5 protein-coding genes are annotated in these 19,152 nt (G+C 28.8%); all 5 read right to left on the bottom strand.

Features of this window, described 5'->3' with window-relative positions:
* Positions 1 to 4 precede the first annotated feature (4 nt).
* Positions 5 to 5,785 carry a sacsin N-terminal ATP-binding-like domain-containing protein gene (locus tag H0I28_RS11085; protein ID WP_218759128.1) on the bottom strand — a complete coding sequence of 1,927 codons (5,781 nt, stop codon included), beginning with the start codon at positions 5,783 to 5,785 and terminating at the stop codon, positions 5 to 7.
* A 172-nt stretch (positions 5,786 to 5,957) separates the two neighbouring features.
* Complete coding sequence (locus H0I28_RS11090; RefSeq protein ID WP_218759129.1) at positions 5,958 to 10,547, bottom strand: DUF3883 domain-containing protein; 4,590 nt, start codon at positions 10,545 to 10,547, stop codon at positions 5,958 to 5,960.
* Positions 10,548 to 10,586: 39 nt separating this feature from the next.
* Positions 10,587 to 10,934, bottom strand: coding sequence for a hypothetical protein (locus tag H0I28_RS11095; protein WP_218759130.1), 348 nt, complete (start codon positions 10,932 to 10,934; stop codon positions 10,587 to 10,589).
* A gap of 126 nt (positions 10,935 to 11,060) precedes the next feature.
* Positions 11,061 to 15,941 (bottom strand): hypothetical protein, encoded by a 4,881-nt coding sequence (locus H0I28_RS11100; protein WP_218759131.1) that lies wholly within the window; start codon positions 15,939 to 15,941, stop codon positions 11,061 to 11,063.
* Between the two features lie 2 nt (positions 15,942 to 15,943).
* Complete coding sequence (locus H0I28_RS11105; RefSeq protein WP_218759132.1) at positions 15,944 to 18,793, bottom strand: helicase-related protein; 2,850 nt, start codon at positions 18,791 to 18,793, stop codon at positions 15,944 to 15,946.
* Between the last annotated feature and the right edge of the window lie 359 nt (positions 18,794 to 19,152).

A 19,152-nucleotide genomic window follows, 5' to 3' on the forward strand; every position in this document is an offset into this window, starting at 1 on the left:
TCTTTTAATATTCTAAATTTCCACCTGGATTAGCGATATCATTAACTGGAGTGTTCCTTTTTTGTTTTATAAATTGATCATACAATTTTTCTCTCATTTTTTGACTTGTAACCATCATCATGTGAGATTTCTTTTTATTTAAATTTTCAAAAATTTTATCTATATCCTCCGGCGATTTTGTATTATCTACTCTGAAAAGTAAAAATTCGTTTAATTCTTCATTTAATAACTCCTGCCTTGTATTAAAAATTCTGGGTTCCCCTCCTGGGTAAATTGTTAGTAAAAAAGAATTATTCTTTTCCAATTCTTTCCAATGAAAATGTCCTAAATACAACATGCCACCAACAGCAGAGTGAATTAAACAATCTTTTTCAATACCATCAGGAGATAATATATTTTCAATTTTATAACCTAGATCTGTAGATTCTGATAAATCATATCCTTGTTCAATCAAATAATGAACAGCGGAAACTTTTGATTCATTGTTTTTTTCTTTCTGTTCTTCTTCATTTAAGCCAAATCGATCTCTCAAGATTTTCTCTACAGTTTCGTTATAACCATAATCTATATCATTGAGTAATGATTCATCTTCAAGAGTCCTATAATACCAGTCCCTTAAATCTTCTAAAGCACTTTCTGGGAATTCATCAGGTAAACTATTTAATACTTTATCCTTTAAATGTTTTGATATAAAGTAATTACCATCATATAAATACTTTTTTTCAGATAGAAAAGTTGTTACTTCTAAGTCATTATAAGTAAGGATTTTCGGCAATTTATTATCGTTATAAATATAGATTTTGTATTGGCTGTAATTTTTCCATTTTTTATAATAAAGTTCATCATAGAGTTCAGAATTGGAAAGCAAAAGATTACCATTAACCTCTGTTTTAGGAATAATGTTTTGTAAGTTAATTAGATCATGTACCTCTACTGGGCAATTATTGTCAATAATATATTTGCCGTTTTTTTGAAGTAAATTAAAAATCTCTATGGTCCATTCACCCCAATCATTGTTCATTAAATGAAATTCATTTCCATCAACTACTCTAATCAACTTATAAGTATTTACTTCTGTCAGATTATCAATTATTGGTACAAATACCTCTTTTTCATCTTCTCCTTCATCTTTTGATAGATCTACAAACGTCAATGTTTTTTTAATTGTTTCAATATTTTGAGTAACAATTTCTGAAGAATAATTAGACAACCAGATAATTGAGTTCCATAATAATGTTTCATTTAATTTTACTGAAGTATAATACTCATTGACTTTGTCTATTTCAAAAGGTTTTGCAATCATTGCTTTTCTATAATTCACAACAGAACTATCATCAATGTTTAATCCTAATTTTGACAGAAAAATTATTCTTTTTTCAGTTTCACCAACGTTCATCCAATTTGTAACCCATTCTGGAATTGCTTCAGATTCTATAGCGGTTTCATTATATACTAAATTTTTAAATTCAAGCTCTAAAAATACAAATCCATCAATATTTGGGAAATTTAATTCAAAAAGCAAGTCCAATAACTTGAGATAACTAGGGATAATTTGATCCTTTAAATCACCACTTACATAGTAGTCATCGAATAGATCTTTTGAGAAAGGTATAATTTTCCCTGTCTTTAACTTGATTAGGTGTCTGTATAAGAACATAAATACCAATTGATGAGTATTTAAATATAACTCATTACTATTGTTCTTTATTAAAGAATAAATCTTAACGTAAGACATCAATTCTGTATTAAATATCTTCTTTCCTAATTCAACTTTTGCATTAATATCTGTGAAAGAATCAATAATTTCTGATAGAATATCTGATTCTCCCTTGTATGAACTTACAACATCAGATAGTTTAAGTTTGTCATAAGTAACACCATCAATTGTGAAAGATATTTTATCAACTATATTTTGATTACTCAGTGAGTTATTATTAATATTTATTTTATTTCTAAATATATTTATTAATTCAAGTGTCTCATTTGTTTGTTGATTAATCTTTACAAATGACAATAATTTGTTAATGATTTTGTGTTCTGGACTACTTTTGTCATAATTGTTAGAAGTAAAAAGATTAAACTCAGAAAGATTCTCAATAAACAATTTAAATTTTTCATCTGAAAAGTCGTCATTAAAGTACTGAGCTAAACTTTGTTTATAAACATGGGAATCAATAATCTCATTAAGTAAAACATCACCTTCCAATAACCCTATTTTATATCTTGTATCGCTACAAAGTTCTGAAGGAAATGGAACTAAAATTTCTTTCAATTCATCATCATTTTGAATATATGAATGTGTGTTACGAGTTGAATTATAAAGTTTATTAGATTTTTTAATTAAATTAAACTTTCCATTTGTTTTTTTTGTAAAAGTCCAGTTCTTCAAGAAACTAGATTCTTCATTATCTTCTAACCAATCTAAGAAATCATTGGATTGAAATAGCGAAAGTTCTTCTACCCCCTCAAAATCATCATTAAATGCATTATCGTTAAGATTCAGTTTTAATTCTTTAACTAATGAACTAGATTGATAAATTGGAATGTACAATGATTGCTCTAAAACACCATAAACAGAATTGTATTTTTCTTCATCTAATGAATATAATGAATTAGGACAATAGACTTTATTATTGTCTTCAAACCTATATTCATCATCTGTATACAGCCAAGAAACATTGTCCAGATGGCTATAAACTATGTCTTTTTTGTTTTCTACTAGATTATACCAGTTTTTAACTTCGCTCACATGTATCTCTATATTGGATGAATTAAATTGTTTTATCCATTCATTATAATAAATCGCATTGAGCAAAAAATTTTCAAAGACCTGATTGTCATCTATTGTTTTTACTTTAAACCTATCTGGTAATTCATGAAATTCTTCAGGTAAAATAGCATAACCTTTTAAAGTACTATTTAAAATAGAGGTTGTTGGATTTAACATCTGACTTAACGGAGCCGAATTTCCATTGATACATTTAAATAACTGAAGTTTATCTATATATTCTGCGATCCCTTTTCCCCTCATGAAATCAGAGTTTTCAAAAAACACCAAAAGATTGGATTTATTTTTAGGACTTAAATCCTTTAATAAAGAACTAATTGCTATTCTTGAATATCCAAGATCTGTGTTGTTGGTATAATTTGTATTTTTTTTAATATAATAATCAATACTATCATTTTTTTCGAGATCTAAATTGATAATATCAAACCCCAAACTAATAAGAATTCCTTGAATTTCTAACGTATTTTCATTTAGAATCCAGGCATCCTCTAAACCTAATAAATCATTTATTGAATAGATTTTATTATTGTGTTTAATAAATGGAATATCTCCAAATTTTCCATTAGCGAAATTATCTAAAGCGGCAACTTTGTCAAGCCAAGTTAATAATTCTGAATACTTTTCATTTGGCAACTCAGAAACAAATACCCCAAATTCCTGATAATTAGATTCATTCATTAAAGAAATTAACTCTACTAAATTAATTTTTTCGATGTCTAAATACTCATATTTTAGATATTTAGAATGTAACTTTTTATGTGGAAGTCTTTTTTCTGTTGATTTAATTTTATAAAATAGATCATTACTGAATATTTCAGTAAGCCCAGAAAGGTCCAAAATAGTTTTAGAAACAGTAATAATTTGTTCGTTATCAGTTACAACTATATTTGTAATCCCTAGCTTATTAAGATAAACCTCATTGTACTTATCTATAATATCCTGAGCAGTATGATTGCTTACAATTGGTTCTTTTAATAATAGAGAAAGATATTTAAGATAAAAAGTATTGTTACTTAAATACTCCTTAGCAAAAGCCTCTAACATAAAAACATGACTCTCAGCTATTTTTGCCATTATATATATATTCCAAGGATTATCTCCTTGTATTTCTTCTCTATCAGAAGAAGGCACGAAATCAGCATTTACTAAAAAAGGTAGTTGAAATCTCTTTTCTTCCATTGGTAAAAAAGTAAATAAACTAGAATATAGCTTATCATTTATGTAATCACTTTCTGCACCAATCCGATTGTTAAATATGGGTATTGCAAATGTTATTTCTGTATCGTCTATAGAGGCAAGTTTAGGTGGAATATTTTTATACCTTTTCCCTTCTTTATTTGTAAAAAAGTATGAAATTTCACCATAATCATTTATTTCACTTGATTTAATTAAATTCACTTTAAGTTCCGAGAAAGCACCATCTGAAACAGGAATATTCTTAATACTTCTTTTCAGGTAATCTAATTTCTCAACAACAACTCCTTTACTTGATTTAGAAATATTTACGATGTCTTTTTTAGATATACTTTTTTTAACTAAAATGTCATTCGCTACAGAATTAAATACAGTTGTGTTTCGAAGAAAAAGCATAAACTGGGGTGATTTTGAAAAATTATTTATAGCTTCTAAGTAACTGGCTATATTTTCTTTTCCAAACTTAATTGCAAATTTTACATTGTTCGAATTTAAATTAAAGGATTCGGAATCACTAATTTCCTTTGGAATTTCATTTAACCAAAAAGGTACTATTTGCCAAGGAATATCTTGAGCTCCTTTAAATCCTCTCCTTTGTTTCTTGAATTTTTTTTTATCTTCTTCCATCAAATCAGGATGGTCTTGATGTCTCTTTTGGTTTAGATAAAAAGCATCAAAATCATTAAAAGAGGGATTATTTTGATCAAAAGAAAATAAGTACCCTCCTGAGTTAATAATAACCTCTTCACTATCAGTAAAAACAGATTTAAATCCAATTCCTTTATATCCTGTTTTCTTTTTGTCATTTCTCTTTGTGCTTTCTGCGGCACTAGTTATGGCTTCGACATCATCCATATTAAAAGGAATACCATCATGCATTATTAATAGATAGTCATCTAAGTAATCTACATAGAACCCGAGATGATCGTTAGAAGGAGCATCATCTGCATTTTGTAAAAGTTCAAAAATCATTCTTTGTTTAGATGAATACATCCCTTTTCCTATTTCCTCCATAAGATTTGCTATAATCTTATTAGCTTCTGGGTTATCCAAACGTTCTGATCTTAATCTAATAAAATCCTTGAAAGGATTAATTTTTAGTTGTACAGGAGGTTTACTTTTAACAATATTTAAAAATACTTTTCTATTCTCTAATATTGCAGATTCTATAGAAAACTCATAATAAGCTTCAACTTCTAGCTTAAGTTTATTTTGATTAATTATTGCATCTATTCTCTTTCCTTCATAAAGAAGCACGTTTCCTTCCTCTTTTGAAATTACATTTTTAAGAAAAAATAAATCGTTAATAGTTTCTTTTAATTGTCCATAAAAGAGGTTTTTATGAATATTATTATCTTCTAAAAGTGCATTTAGAATATCATTTTTAGGCTTATGATCAAAAACGTTTCTCTTCACTTTTCTGGGTCTCGTTTTTTTATTAAGTGAATTAAGATGTTTTTTTGTTTGTTCTTGGTCTATAGGAGTAACATTTAAAATAATTATGGAATATGGATATCTTTTTTTAGAATTAACCCCAAGTTCAATATAATAAAGATTTCCATCAATTAAACCGTCAACAAAATTTTGTCTGTACGAAATTTTTGAGTCAAAATTATCAAGATCATTAAGGTTCGGGTAAAAAACCTTCCTTCCTGTATAGTAATTCGTTAAATCATTAAAGAAACCAAAATCTCCTTGATACTGTCCATTTTCTTTCTTTGGCCTACAAAATGTAGCAACAAATTTCAATTCATCAATTCTCCATTGTTTTTTTAATTTTTCTATCGTTTCTTCTTTTTTCATAAGCTATTTCTTATCACTCTTAACATTTAATATTATTTAAAAAATACTAAACCTAAACAAAATGACTTCTTTTCTTTTTTCATATTTTAAAAACCAACCTTTTTATTAAGCTAATAAACTGTATTAAAACATACTATAATAAATTTTCTTAGTTTACTTAAAGTGTCAGTTATTAATTTCTTACTTTAAAGTAAACTTTATAGTTGTTATTTTTAACTGTATATTTTTTATTGTCATCAAAAGTTTCTCCTTCATTAAACTTAAAAAAATCTTTTATAAAATGAATCTTTTTTCCAATTACCAATGCCATTACATATTTTTCCTTGTACTTTAGTCCACACTTTTTTTCATTCTCTGAGATAAAAAAACTGTTATCTGTAGCTATTGCTTTTACTTCTAAAAACTTCTCTTCATTATTTTCATTTACATATCTTATATCATACCCTAAACTATCATCTCTTATTGGTTCATCAGAATTACCTGAAACCCATGCAACATCATTATAACCCAAAGCTTTCAATTTATCTCTGACTAATTTTTCTGCTGCCTTTCCTTTTATTCTTTTACTTTTTTCGTGACCTTGACTATGAGCTCCTCCACCATTCCCTTTATTAACTCCATCTGTATTTTCAATAAAATCAACAGAAGAAATATGTGATTCTAAAATTACCACATCATCTAACTCTTTTTTCTGAGGCTTACTAGCAGGAGCTTCTTCTTGTTCTGGAAAAAGGATATTTTTAAGTTCATCTATTGTATCCCATTCGAAATATAGTAAGCTTTTTAAATCATCTTCAATATCAGCAATTTTTGTATTTGATATCTTTGAAACATTCTTATTGTAAATATTCTGAATATCTATAAGAATATCAGTATGATAATTTGTTTTTATATGGTTTGAAAATAAATTTAAGTATTCTATCTCTAATTTATTTTTTGATTCTTCTTTGATAATTTCTTTCAATTCAGATTGAATCTGTTTCTTTAATTTTATAATTTTAATATTGAATTTTTTCTTCTCTTCTATAGAACTTTTATATAAGTTACTCCAAACAAATTTTGTTATTTTTTCTTGATTAGAGTTGAAGTTTATTAACTCCGAAATTTTTCTAAAGTGAAACGCTACTAATCCTTTGACAACACTTGTATTCTCTAGTAATTCTAAATAAGTAATCTTCTCATTATTTATTAATGTACTTATTAAATTATAAGCCTCTTTACTAGAAAAGTCCTCAAAAGAAATTCTAAAATAATCTTCTGGTAATTCAAACTCTAAAGTCCTTTTGACTATTTTTTTAAGTTGATTAAAATCGGCAACATATTCAGGTAATATTCTATTGTTCTGTTTGAATATAAACGCCCAAAATTCTAATTCAACACTAGAAACACCCAATAATAATTTGGCATTATTTAACAGTTCTTCACCTTCTTTGGTCTTAATAACATATTCAGTTTCTCTGACATTATCTTTAAATATAGCTCTAAACCTATCATGATGTTCTTTTACTTTATATTGTGTATTCAGAACCTCTGCAACCGTATCACAAAAAACTAAATCATTCATTAAACCTTCTACAGAATGACTTGTATTATTTCTAATATAAAAGGTATCCCCAATTTTAATAAAGAAATTTTCTTCTAGCGTAAACTTTTCACCTGCATTGAAGTGATACCTACATTTATTTACTAATTTAATATCAATGTTCTTGGTAAGGTTTATAGCTTCTTTTTTAGTAGCATCATCTTTGATAATCTCTAAACGATAGAACAAAAAATAAGGCTTTAATTTATTAATTCTTTCATTGAATGCTTTATCTAGATTTGATATCTCAAGAGCATTCTTATCAATCTCGATATTTTTAATAACATCTTGAATTAAATTAACACCAAAATATTTTTTTACATTTTGTTCTCCTAACCTTTTTGAAAGCGCAAGAATATCATAGTTATCTAAAATATCTTGAGGTACTAAATTATTATCTGAATAATAAATTTGAGAAACAGGTAAAAGTTCAAATTCACTTTCTTTCTTACCTCCTTTACGAGCAAAACATTTGAATCCAGAAAAATCAAAATTATTTTCAGATTTACTAATTTCATTATTTTTTGTACAATATTCTAAAAATCGTTTATAAAAAGTAGCACTTCCTCTACCTTGAGGAAACATATCTTCTTGATTTTCAAATAAAGCATAAAATTGATCGATTGAAATATCGTCTAAAGATTTTATTGCCCCTAATTTTTCTAATAAACCTTTGATTTCATTTAAAGAAATATCATAATTCTTGAAAATCTCATCTTTATAGTTTACTGTTTTAAAAAGTTGCTCGACTCCTATTTCATCTTCTACAATATACTTCGAAAAATCTACAGTTTTTTTTATTTGAAATTCTATAAATGAAGGAAATCCATATAGATCTTTAGGATATCCTGACCCATATTTATATTTATAACTATCTTCATGATGATCAGATAATTTCTTTTTTAAAACTTCTTCTTTTGTTATTAATACAAGTAACTTTTCAATAGTTAATTTTTCTAAAAGAGATTCTTTAACAATTCTAATACCTTTATAGAAGTGATACGTTTTTTTTAAATCTGGTCTGCTTTTAAATACTAGCTCTTGATATTCTATTGGAGGTGTAACTTCTTTAGCTTCTTTTTGAAGTTTTATATATTTATTTACACCTAACCATGTAAAAAAGGAATGAATTTCTAACTCACTTTCAAAATCTAAACCCCAATAATCATTACCAATTATATAATTATCGTTATTGTAAATACCTTTAAATATCAATTCAGTTAATTGACCTCCATAGTATTCATCACCAAAAAATAATTCATCACTATTTACAAGTTTTTTGTTTCTATTATAAAGAGGAATGCTAAATGGTAATTTACCTCTTCTATCAGAATTTTTAGTAAAAATTAAGTGTAACGAACTAACAAAATTTTTGATAATAACCTCAGTCTCCTCAACTTCGTTATTAATCTTTTTTCGTGCTTCATTAACCATATATCTTATTACATGGATAATATCGTTAGAACCAATGTTTACGACCTTATCAATGACTCTTTTTATAGGTCTGGAAACATCTTCATTTTCTTTTTCAACTAGCTTAATTTCTTCCTTTAATTCAATCTCTAATAAATCGAATATTTCTGGAAGTATAAATGAAATCCCTTCTACATTTTTTACAATATCTAAATATGATTCATCCTCTTCTTGCCTAATCGTAAACAACTGGTCTGTAGTTGGTAAGTTTGTTTTCCTATCTATTAACAACGGTAATCTTACATTGCTTTCATGTAAGTTTTTAAAATTGTCGTTTATTAAAAACTTAATAAACTTAACTCGCTCTTTTAAATCTGTTAATTTTGGATTTAAATTCTCAACTATCTCTAAAAGCTCTTCTGGAGTATATTTGTTATAATTATATAGATTAAAATCATCAATATTATCCTCATCAGTGATGGGTCTTATTAATTTTGGAAAAAAATCACCAAAGTTATTTTCTAAAACCCAGATTAATAGTTCATTATTATATTGATAAACCTCCTTTCTAGGGTAATACTTATTATCTAAACCTGGATAAATTGCAGCATTATATTTTGCTATATCTATGATTTCATAAAAATCTTCTAAAACCTCATTATCACTTTTTTGAGTTTTATCTAAAAACTGATACGATAACCAATCTGAAGGAAATGCAGTAAGTTTTGTAACTGCTAATTCCCCTAATTTTTCTGCAATTTCATGTAATACAAATTTGTTTTCTGCTGATGGATTTATTTCTTTTCTTGAGGCATTTAGATCGAATGTAGCATGAATTAAACATGGCAAATGTGTTTTAACATTTGTTGGAAAATAGGTATAGAAAACGCCATCTTTATCTTCTAAATTATCTTGCCAAGCAATTTGGTAACTGTACATTTTCGTTTCATCATATTTACACTCACCAGAATTGTAAATGTTCCAAATTTTATGATTAACCTGTATTTTATTTTCGCTTGGTCTACTTTTATTAAAAACCTTAGGTTCCTCTTTATTTTTAAGAATTGTAATATTCTTGGTATATTTTAGAAACAATAATGTTTCTTCTTGTATCGCATCTAACTGTTTTAGTATACTTTTTTCTTCATTCGTTTTATAATGTAGTTTTACCGTTGTTATCCAACCATCTTTTTCAGTAACCTCATCAATGTCAGGAATTGCCAATACAGCAAATGGTATTTCACCTTCCTCCAAATTTTTATCCTTTTGAACAAGATTTCTTAAATCTTCACTATTATTAAAAATAGTTCTGTATTTCTTATGCGCAAATGAATCAGAAAACTTTAAATTAACTTCTTCTGTAAGCACCTCTACTTCAGTTACCCAATTCAAGATAGAACGAAACCCTAAACCTTTATTTCCTATGTATTCTTTTTTGTTTTTAGGGCTCATATTTGCTAACATAAGCGACTTTACACCATCTAAAGAAAATGGAATTCCATTGTTAGAAAGCGTCAATATTTTTGTATCTGTGTTAATTTCTATATGAATTACATCTGTTTGGGCATCATCCGCATTTTGTAATAATTCTAAAATTTGTCTTCCATCATAATCGGCTGTATATTGTTTTTCTGAACGATAATCTGCAATTATCCTTGAAGCATCTGCATCGTAAACTGCAAATGTTTTGTCTACTAATTCGTTAACATTTTTGAGTGTTAACGTATCTGAGTCTGTAGTAAATATTATTATTTCTTTTTCTAGCATTTTTTAAAACCTCTTTTTTACTTTTTATAAATCTATTTTTTAATACCTCTCATTATCTTCTTTAATAACCGTATTTATTAAATAATGTCTTAACCCTTTAAAAAAACTAACTTCATCTGGTTTAGATAATCCATTTTTACCATCGGAATATCTATACGTTTTATAGTAAGCTTTAATTTCTTTACCATCATCTGACACCTCTATATCAAGGGTTGGAAGATTTTTAGGGTCTGGATTTATTTCATCTTCAAAAACAATTTCAACTTGTTCTGCTAATTGAAATTGATCTTCAAAACTGTTTAAGAAGTTAAAAATTTCAAAACTGTATTCTGCTCGACTTAAAAAATTATTTTGCCCTGCAATATCGTATGTTATTTTTGCTATCATAAGTATACTTTTTCTTTCTATTCTTTTAATATTTCCTTTTCTAATTTTATTCTCTTTACTCTGCACAAAATCATTGGTTCTCGATACAATTTTGCAAAAAAGCAAAATCACTCGAACTGACACTTACTACTCCATTTTGCTTTCTTTAAACACCTCCTCAAAATGCGCCCAAGCTACCTTATAATCTTCTACACGGTCGCATTTATCAAAAGGGGCGTGGTAGGTTACTTTTTTGCCTTTGTATAACTCACTTTTTTCTATGGTATGCTCGTAAGTTTCTCCTGCTTTTAAATCTTTAATTGTTTTCCAAACTGATCTTTCTACTCCTACGCTTACTAGCCCTAGGCTATTAGTAAAAACTACATTCGAATTTGTATCATACCAGGTATCATCTTCATATTGTTGCAGAACAGGGAATTGCACCTCATAAATTAAAATTAGTTCAGATAATGTTATACCCATTGCCATTGCTACCAAAACATCTATTTCAACAAGTGCGTATCTTCTTTCAAATAAATTTCTCAAAGGAGTGTCAATTGACCATTTTTTTTCTAGTTTAGATAAGGACTTTAATCTTTTATCTTTTATTGACCAAGAATCTTTAATTTTGAGTTTATTAAAACTATTTTCCCACAAATCTCTATACCCAGTATTTAAACAATTTAGAAGCAAGGTTCTTAGAATAATTTGAGATTTATATTTTTCATCAACCCTAATAGGCAGTTTTTTTAGACTTTCTTCATAAAGATTTGACTTTCCATTAACTTTAATAATAAAATCAAAAACTATAGAACTTGATAATCCAGATAACTCTAATAATGTTTCTTGATCTTTAAACCGTATGGATATTAATCCATTAACGTGACTTGTTTTAGGCGGAATAAGAGCTCCTGAAAGAGTTCTTTCAGTATTTATATCAACCATTTTTCTAAACACCATTTTATATGATTGAATCCAGTCCCAAATATCATTATCTGTGGCAGAGTGTTTACTTTGATTAAAAATATAATTAGTTCTTGGAAAGAAACTTTCTGTTACTTTTTCTAAGTTTACATTATCATAATCTCCTTTTAAATGACTCTCAAGTTTAGCGCTTTTATAAACTGGGTTTGAAACAAAGATATGTGGCCCTGAATATATCATTTCGAAATTATCTAAAACAGGGTTTTTAGTTTCTCTAATTATCTTTTTACTTTGTAAGTCATTTGTTTCGTGCCACCCTTCTGAAATTTTATACTCAGTATCTTCTATTTTAAATCTGTAATTTCCAATTTTTTTGAATACATTTACTATATCTACAGAATGTAGAGAAACTAATTTAGACCCTTCCCACATAGAAATATCACCTATAGTACTTGAAATTGCCTTAAGTACATCTATATCAATATTAATTAATCGAGATTTAGACCCCTTAATATTCCATTCATATTTATTAGTAACAAGGTTTTTAACTTTTATTCCTCCACCATAAGAAGTATCATTACTTGTAAATATTACATCTATAGTAGAGGCATCGTATAAATTATTGATATTATAAAAATTAACATCTCCTTTTTTTCCACAATAAACATTTACACTAAATAATCGTGTTCGCGCTACTTCAGTGAATAATTTTTTTTGATTTTGATTTTGAAATTGAAAATGAAATCTCAACCTTTGATAAACTTCTTTCCTCAAAATATATCCATTAGGATCATCATAAATCCCTTCTGGATGAATAAGTCCCAAAAAACCTTTCTTAGAAACCCAATGAAAACCATTTTCTAAAATACATTTGTACAAGTTGGTCTGTTGACCTTTTAATAAGGGGTAATTTTGATAAGCATTCATAAAAACTGCAGAAGCCTCAGTTTCTATATACTCGTTAAAATAAGCTTCTTTTTGATTCTCGAATTCTAAAAAACTTTTTTGCAATTTTCGTACTTCAGGTGCTTTTGTTTTACGTATATCTAATTCAGGAAAGACCTCACTCATTAAGCCTTTTTCTTCAAATTGTAATTTTAACCAAGGAGGATTTCCAACAGCTACATCAAAACCACCACGTTCTTTAAACACCTCTATAAACTCTAACTGGTAATGAAAAAAGTTATTGTTAGCTGCTAATTGGTTTACAATTTTGCTGCGTTCGTTTTTAAATAAGGAATCTGGGTTGCTTTGTAAGGCTTCACCTAACTTTTTAAGGGCTGCAGCTTTATCTTTTCGGTAACTTTTAAGTGTGTATTGGGTATTTGGTTCTTCAAATAAACTGGCTTGTTTTAAGGTTGGTTTTGGTAAAAGCTCTTCTTCTACTTCTGTTTCTACCTCTTCTAATAAACTTAAATCTATGTTTATAATTTTTTCAATGTCATCATACCATTGTTGGCGTGTTGGTAGCTCTTTGGCATCGCGCATGTCCCAAAACCATAAGGCACACCAATAGTCCATTATGAGTTTTAGCTTATAATATGGTGCGTTGGTATTGTTACGTTGTGCCGCGAGTTGTTCTTTTTCGTCGTAAGAGCGTAACCCTAATTGGCCTTGTTCCGCATCTTCATAAGCGCCAAAAAAACCACCTTTGGTTTTGGTTTGTGCGTTTATACTTGCTTGAAACTTGTAATGTTCTTCTAATAAAACATCTACCGCTTTTGAGAGTTTTTGTAAACGTTGGTATTCCTCACCATTTATAGGTGCACAAAAATCGCTCTTCCAAGCACTTACACGTTTCGCTTCTTCTTCAAACTCATTTTTTAAGAGTTTAATTTTTGCAGACGGCACCATGTTTTTATCAGGTAACAAGAAATGGTAGATTTCATCTTTTCTACGTTGTATGCCTCCATTGGGTTTAAAATGTAGGTGCTTTGGTGCTTTGTCCCACCATTCTTTTTTAATCGGTTTTTCACGTTGTTTTTTGGTACCGACTTTAGAAAACTCTACACTAAACGCTCTCTTATGATACACTTTTAACCATGCACCCACTACTGCGTTTCCCACTCCTAAACGATACCCAAAAAACGGGGTTTCCATATCTTTATGAATGACGTTTAGCCATAAAGATAGTTTCCCCAGCTCTATTGCTGTTGGGTTTAAATCGACACCATAGGTATTGTTAGTTGCGATGTAGGCTTTTACCTTTTGAAGTTCTTCACGAAACTTTTCAGGCGATATTTTTTGTTTGAGTTCTTTTTGGCGATAACTTAAATAGGCTTCTGCCAATTGGTTGATGAGTTCGTTGTGGAAAGCAGCTGCACCCATGGCAGGTTCTAGCAATTTGAGTTCTAATAACTCTAGTGCTTTCATTTCGCCATTTTCTACTTTTTCTAAAATAGATTTCAGTGTGTATTTTACTGTACATTGTGTTAATACTTCTGGCGTATAGTATGATGCTGATTTTTGACGATCTCTACCACTTAAACGGTATACAAATTGTCCTTTAGGGATGACAACTTCTTTGCCTTCTTTGTTTTTTAAAACCTCATCATCATCAAAATCATCACGACGCTTTCGTGGCACTAACAACGTACCTTCTTTTGGTTTGTTTTTTGGATGTACTTCTATATAATCTTGCTCTGCGTAAAACCCTCGAAATGCGAGTAAGCTTTCGTACACAGAACCTAATTGGTTAATTCCTAAATTAGCGTAGGAAATTCGACCTCTGCTTTTACCTCTCGCTTCTCTAGAAAGTGATAATTGACAAATAACATCTTGCCATACATAGTTTCTAAATTTTACGCCTTTTAGTTGGTTTAGTTTTTCATCATCAAATAATGGTGAATCAATATGACGTATTCTAAAACTTTTATTTTTTAAATTATTTACCTTATCACCATCCTTTAATTCAATTTCCTGGTTTTCATCTTCTCTATAACCATTACTCATTAACTGAAATAATTGATGCAAAGATTCATGAAAGAAATAGCCATTTAAACTATGATCGGTAATTAATTGCGCTTGTTCTAAATCACGTAACATTTCTAAGGAATATCCTTTTTGATAAGTGCTGTCGGAAATAGGTAAAATATCTAAATCTGCTCTAGATTCTGCATAAAACACAAATAACAAACGATAAACAATACTTAAACAATCGTCTTTAACTTGGGCTTCAAAATTATCATCAGTTTCATCAAACTCTTCAGAAAGTACTTTTTTACGATAGTGTATGGCTTCATTTGCTAAAGCTTCCACCGCGTGGATGATTCCTTCTTTTAAATCTTTAGTTACTTCATAGGCACTTTTGTGACTGTCTTCTTCTAGTTGGTCCATCAACACCATGTCGCTTTCTGGTGACAACATTTCTTTAGACAATAATAAATAGAATAAGGAATAATAAGAGCGAGTAACCGTAGCTTCCGAAAAGAATTCTTCAATATTAAAATACAAATAAGAACCTCTAAACCATTTTTCTACATCAATTAAAAACATCACATTTCCTGCTAGCAATAAAATATATTGCGGACGTTCTTTTTGATCTAACAAACACAATTGCGAAATTGCCTTATTGATAATAACAGGTGATATCTTTAAATCTTCAGAAACAGTAAAAATATCTTTCCATTGAGCTCTGTGATATTTTTGTTCTTTTGTCTGAATTTCTTCCTCTTCAATATTGTAACGTTGTTCAAACAAACCATCTGGCTCTTCATCACCTTCTTTTATTAATGGCTGCATTTCCATCACCATCATGTGCAACTTATCTCCACGATACAATTTATGGCGCACTGGCAACACTTCTGTTTCACTAAAATGAAAAGGATCGTTGTATTGATGATGATCACCATCGTATCCCAAAGCATTTAACAAATGTGTGTGAAACTGATGGGTTTTATTTATTTTATCTCTAGTTCTTAACCGACCTTCAATAATCTCTCGTTTGTACTTAAAATATTTATCTTTTAAGGGACTTATGCGTTTTTGAAGTTCTTTTTGATCTTCTGCACTATACCCAGATTTGGCATGTACTTTTTTTACAAAGTCTTCATCGAAATAATTTGTAGCGAAAAAATCGCCTATGTTGTCTATAAACTTAATCATATCTATGCGTTAAAAAATACTGCCATTACTTTTATATATGCTTCCTGGTCTGCTAATCTCATTACGTTGTTTAAATATTGACTTGATTCTGCCGTAATGGAGTTTATTTCTACTAGTTCTTTTTCTTTTTTATTTTTCATAAAATTTGTCTCTGCAGTATTTTCAAATTTTACTTCTAACTGTTCCAAAGAAGCAGCTTGCCATTTCATAACTCTCTCTTCATGCTTTACCATTTCTTCAAACATACTTGACGAAAGTTTTCCTTGTAAACTTTGCATATGTTTGTGCTGTGCATAATCTATGGCAACAGGTAAACTTTCTTGCAATGCATTTAACTCTTCTGTAGTTATTTGCTCATTAAATAATTCGTCTTGCAATTTGTAGGTCTCTAAAAACTCTAGAATTGACAAATTTTTAATTATTTTATTTTCTGAAACTCCTACCACAAAGAAATCTGCAATAACTGGTTGTCCCAAATTATTAGACACCTGACCTTGTAGAATATACCAAGCTGAATTTTGTGGCAGTTTTGTACTTAATTTTGCTGCCAACGCTTCATTTTTAGGAACACTCGCTTCTAACTTGGTCATGTAATATTTAATAGCAGGATGCAAATCATACAATATTTGAAACTCTGCCCATTCATCCGTTTTTTTACGTGCATTCTCAATAGACTCTTGTACTAAATCTCTATTGGTGGTTAGTTTAAAAAACTCTTTGACCTTTGGTTTGGACTCTGGTGGTAAATCGTATAAAATTTTATTAAGTTCTTTTGTATTGTTTAACTCTAAAAACTCGTCTTGTTCAAATATTGTAAAGTCCTTTGATTTTATTAAATTATCACCATTTAACTGATTGAAAAGTGCAGTATAATATGAAAAATCTTTATTAAAGATGGTTAACTGTTTTTCAAAAGGATTGTCTGTAATTGTTACTTTTGTAGTATCATCATCATTTATAAAAGCAGCACCATAATCGAAATTTTCTAATTCCTCTAAGAAATCTTCATCTTGCTTTTCAATGGCTTCTACTACTTTATTTGCTTCTTCATTGGCATTATACAATTGCATAATAGAACCAATATCCCCTAAAGTTTTATGCTTTTCTTCCTCTTTTTTAGTTAAGTTATTGATAATGTGTAAATCCGTTCTTAAAGCTTCATCATCTGTTTTACCTACTAAATAATAGATATAAGGTATATTTTTTTGACCATAACGATCTATACGTCCGTTTCTTTGCTCTAGCGTAATTAACGACCAAGGAATATCGTAATTAAACATTCGATTACAGTAATAATGTAAGTTTACACCTTGTGAACCCGCATCTGAACACAGTAAGATTCTTACCTTACTATCTTCTTTTCCAAAATCTTCAATGATACGCTGTTGATCTACATCAGAATTTGAACCACTGAAAGATTGAATAGCCTCTTCTTTTAATCCAAAATCACGAACTAAGTTTTCTTTTAAATACTCTAGCGTTCCAATTCGTTCTGCAAAAACGACATATCTATCGTCTTTCTTTTTACCAGACCACCCCAACTCCATTAAAGTTTTCTTGAACTTTTTATATTTACTGTCTTGTTTTGATTTTAAAATATCTTCTAAATAAACTCTTAACTCATTTAAAACATCCAAACTATCTTCAAAATTGGTTGACTGACCACCTATATCTTTTATTTTTTCAATTCTATTGTTGATAGACATTAAAGCTGCATAAGGAGAAGACATAAACGATTTGAATATCATTATAGAAAATAATAAATCATCTTTAGATTTCTTATTTTTTAAAGCCTTCAGTCCTTGAATTTTTAATGTTTGTTGATAACGTAAAAAAGCTAATTCTTCTGAAGACAGGTCTGTTTCTAACCTAATGATCTCACGATCTTGAAAATTTGCTCTTACAGCATCTTCTGTAATGTCATTTTTAAAACGTCTTACATAATATGGTTTTACATCTTCACTTGTATAATTACCGCTTTTAGGAATTGCAGTAGGCTCAATCATATTAATAAGATTCGCGAAACTTTCTTTTTTACCATTGTGAGGTGTCGCAGATGTTAAAATTAATGACTCACACTGTTTTGCTAAAAACTGAGCTAGATCTCCACGTTGACTTTGGTTGTTTGCCACTGTATGGCATTCATCAATCACAATAATATCCCATTGTGACTTTTCTATGTAATGTCTAAATTTTGCATTATTTTTAAGGGTATCGATTGAAACAATCGTCTTATCGTAATAATCAAAAGGGTTTTTATTAGCTGGTAATTGTGTTTTAATTTTGGCAATCCCGTCGCTATCTAGCCTTACCAATGGTACTGCAAAACGATCCCATAATTCTTGTTGAAATTGACCTAAGATTGATTTTAAAGCCAATACCATGATTCGCTTTCCTTTTCCTCTTTTCATCATTTCAGCGATGAAAATTCCAACTTCAATTGTTTTACCTAATCCAACTCCATCAGCAATTAATAATCGAGGTCTAGGTAATTGTAAAGCTGTTAATGTTGGTGTTAATTGATATTCAGAAACATTAAAAGCTGCTTTAGTAGCAATGGTAATTTTATCAGAATAGATTGTAGAATTTCTGATATGTGTTTCTATGTATAATTTAGATTTTCTGTAACCGCTTTCTGTATCTGCAATAAATCTTGTGTCATTCGGGTCGACTGGTTTTATTTCACTATCGATTTTTGTATCAAAAGCGAAACGCATCCCCTTCACTAACTCACTTATTCCTTCTACATCTAAAAGCTGACTTCCATCAGAATTATTTATAATATTGGTAATTAAGAAATCTTCTCCCCTTGTTGTAATTCTTTGTCCAATGGCAATTGGTTTTCCCTTCATATTTGTTGGGTTATAATCTTATTTAAATTTACTTATTCGCTTTTTAAGCTATTTATTATATATCTCTCAAACCTTGTTTTTCTTTAAAAAAAGTGCTTGTCGTAAATTAAATTCAGTGTCTTTTGAGCAATTTTAACTAGCAATACATAAAAACTAAAGATATATAATCTGCTTAAATACCACAATAAGAAACAAGCAAAATAACAAGAGAAAAACGTATCCTTTTTTGAAATTTAAAAATAATTAAATGATTTCGGAAAATATTACGGTTTCCCATAATGACATTAAAATACTTATTCTAAATTCTTTTAAAACACACAACAATACCATCCTACAAATGGAAATATAAATCACCACAT

The sequence above is a fragment of the Polaribacter sp. AHE13PA genome, assembly GCF_019278505.1.
Lineage (GTDB): Bacteria > Bacteroidota > Bacteroidia > Flavobacteriales > Flavobacteriaceae > Polaribacter.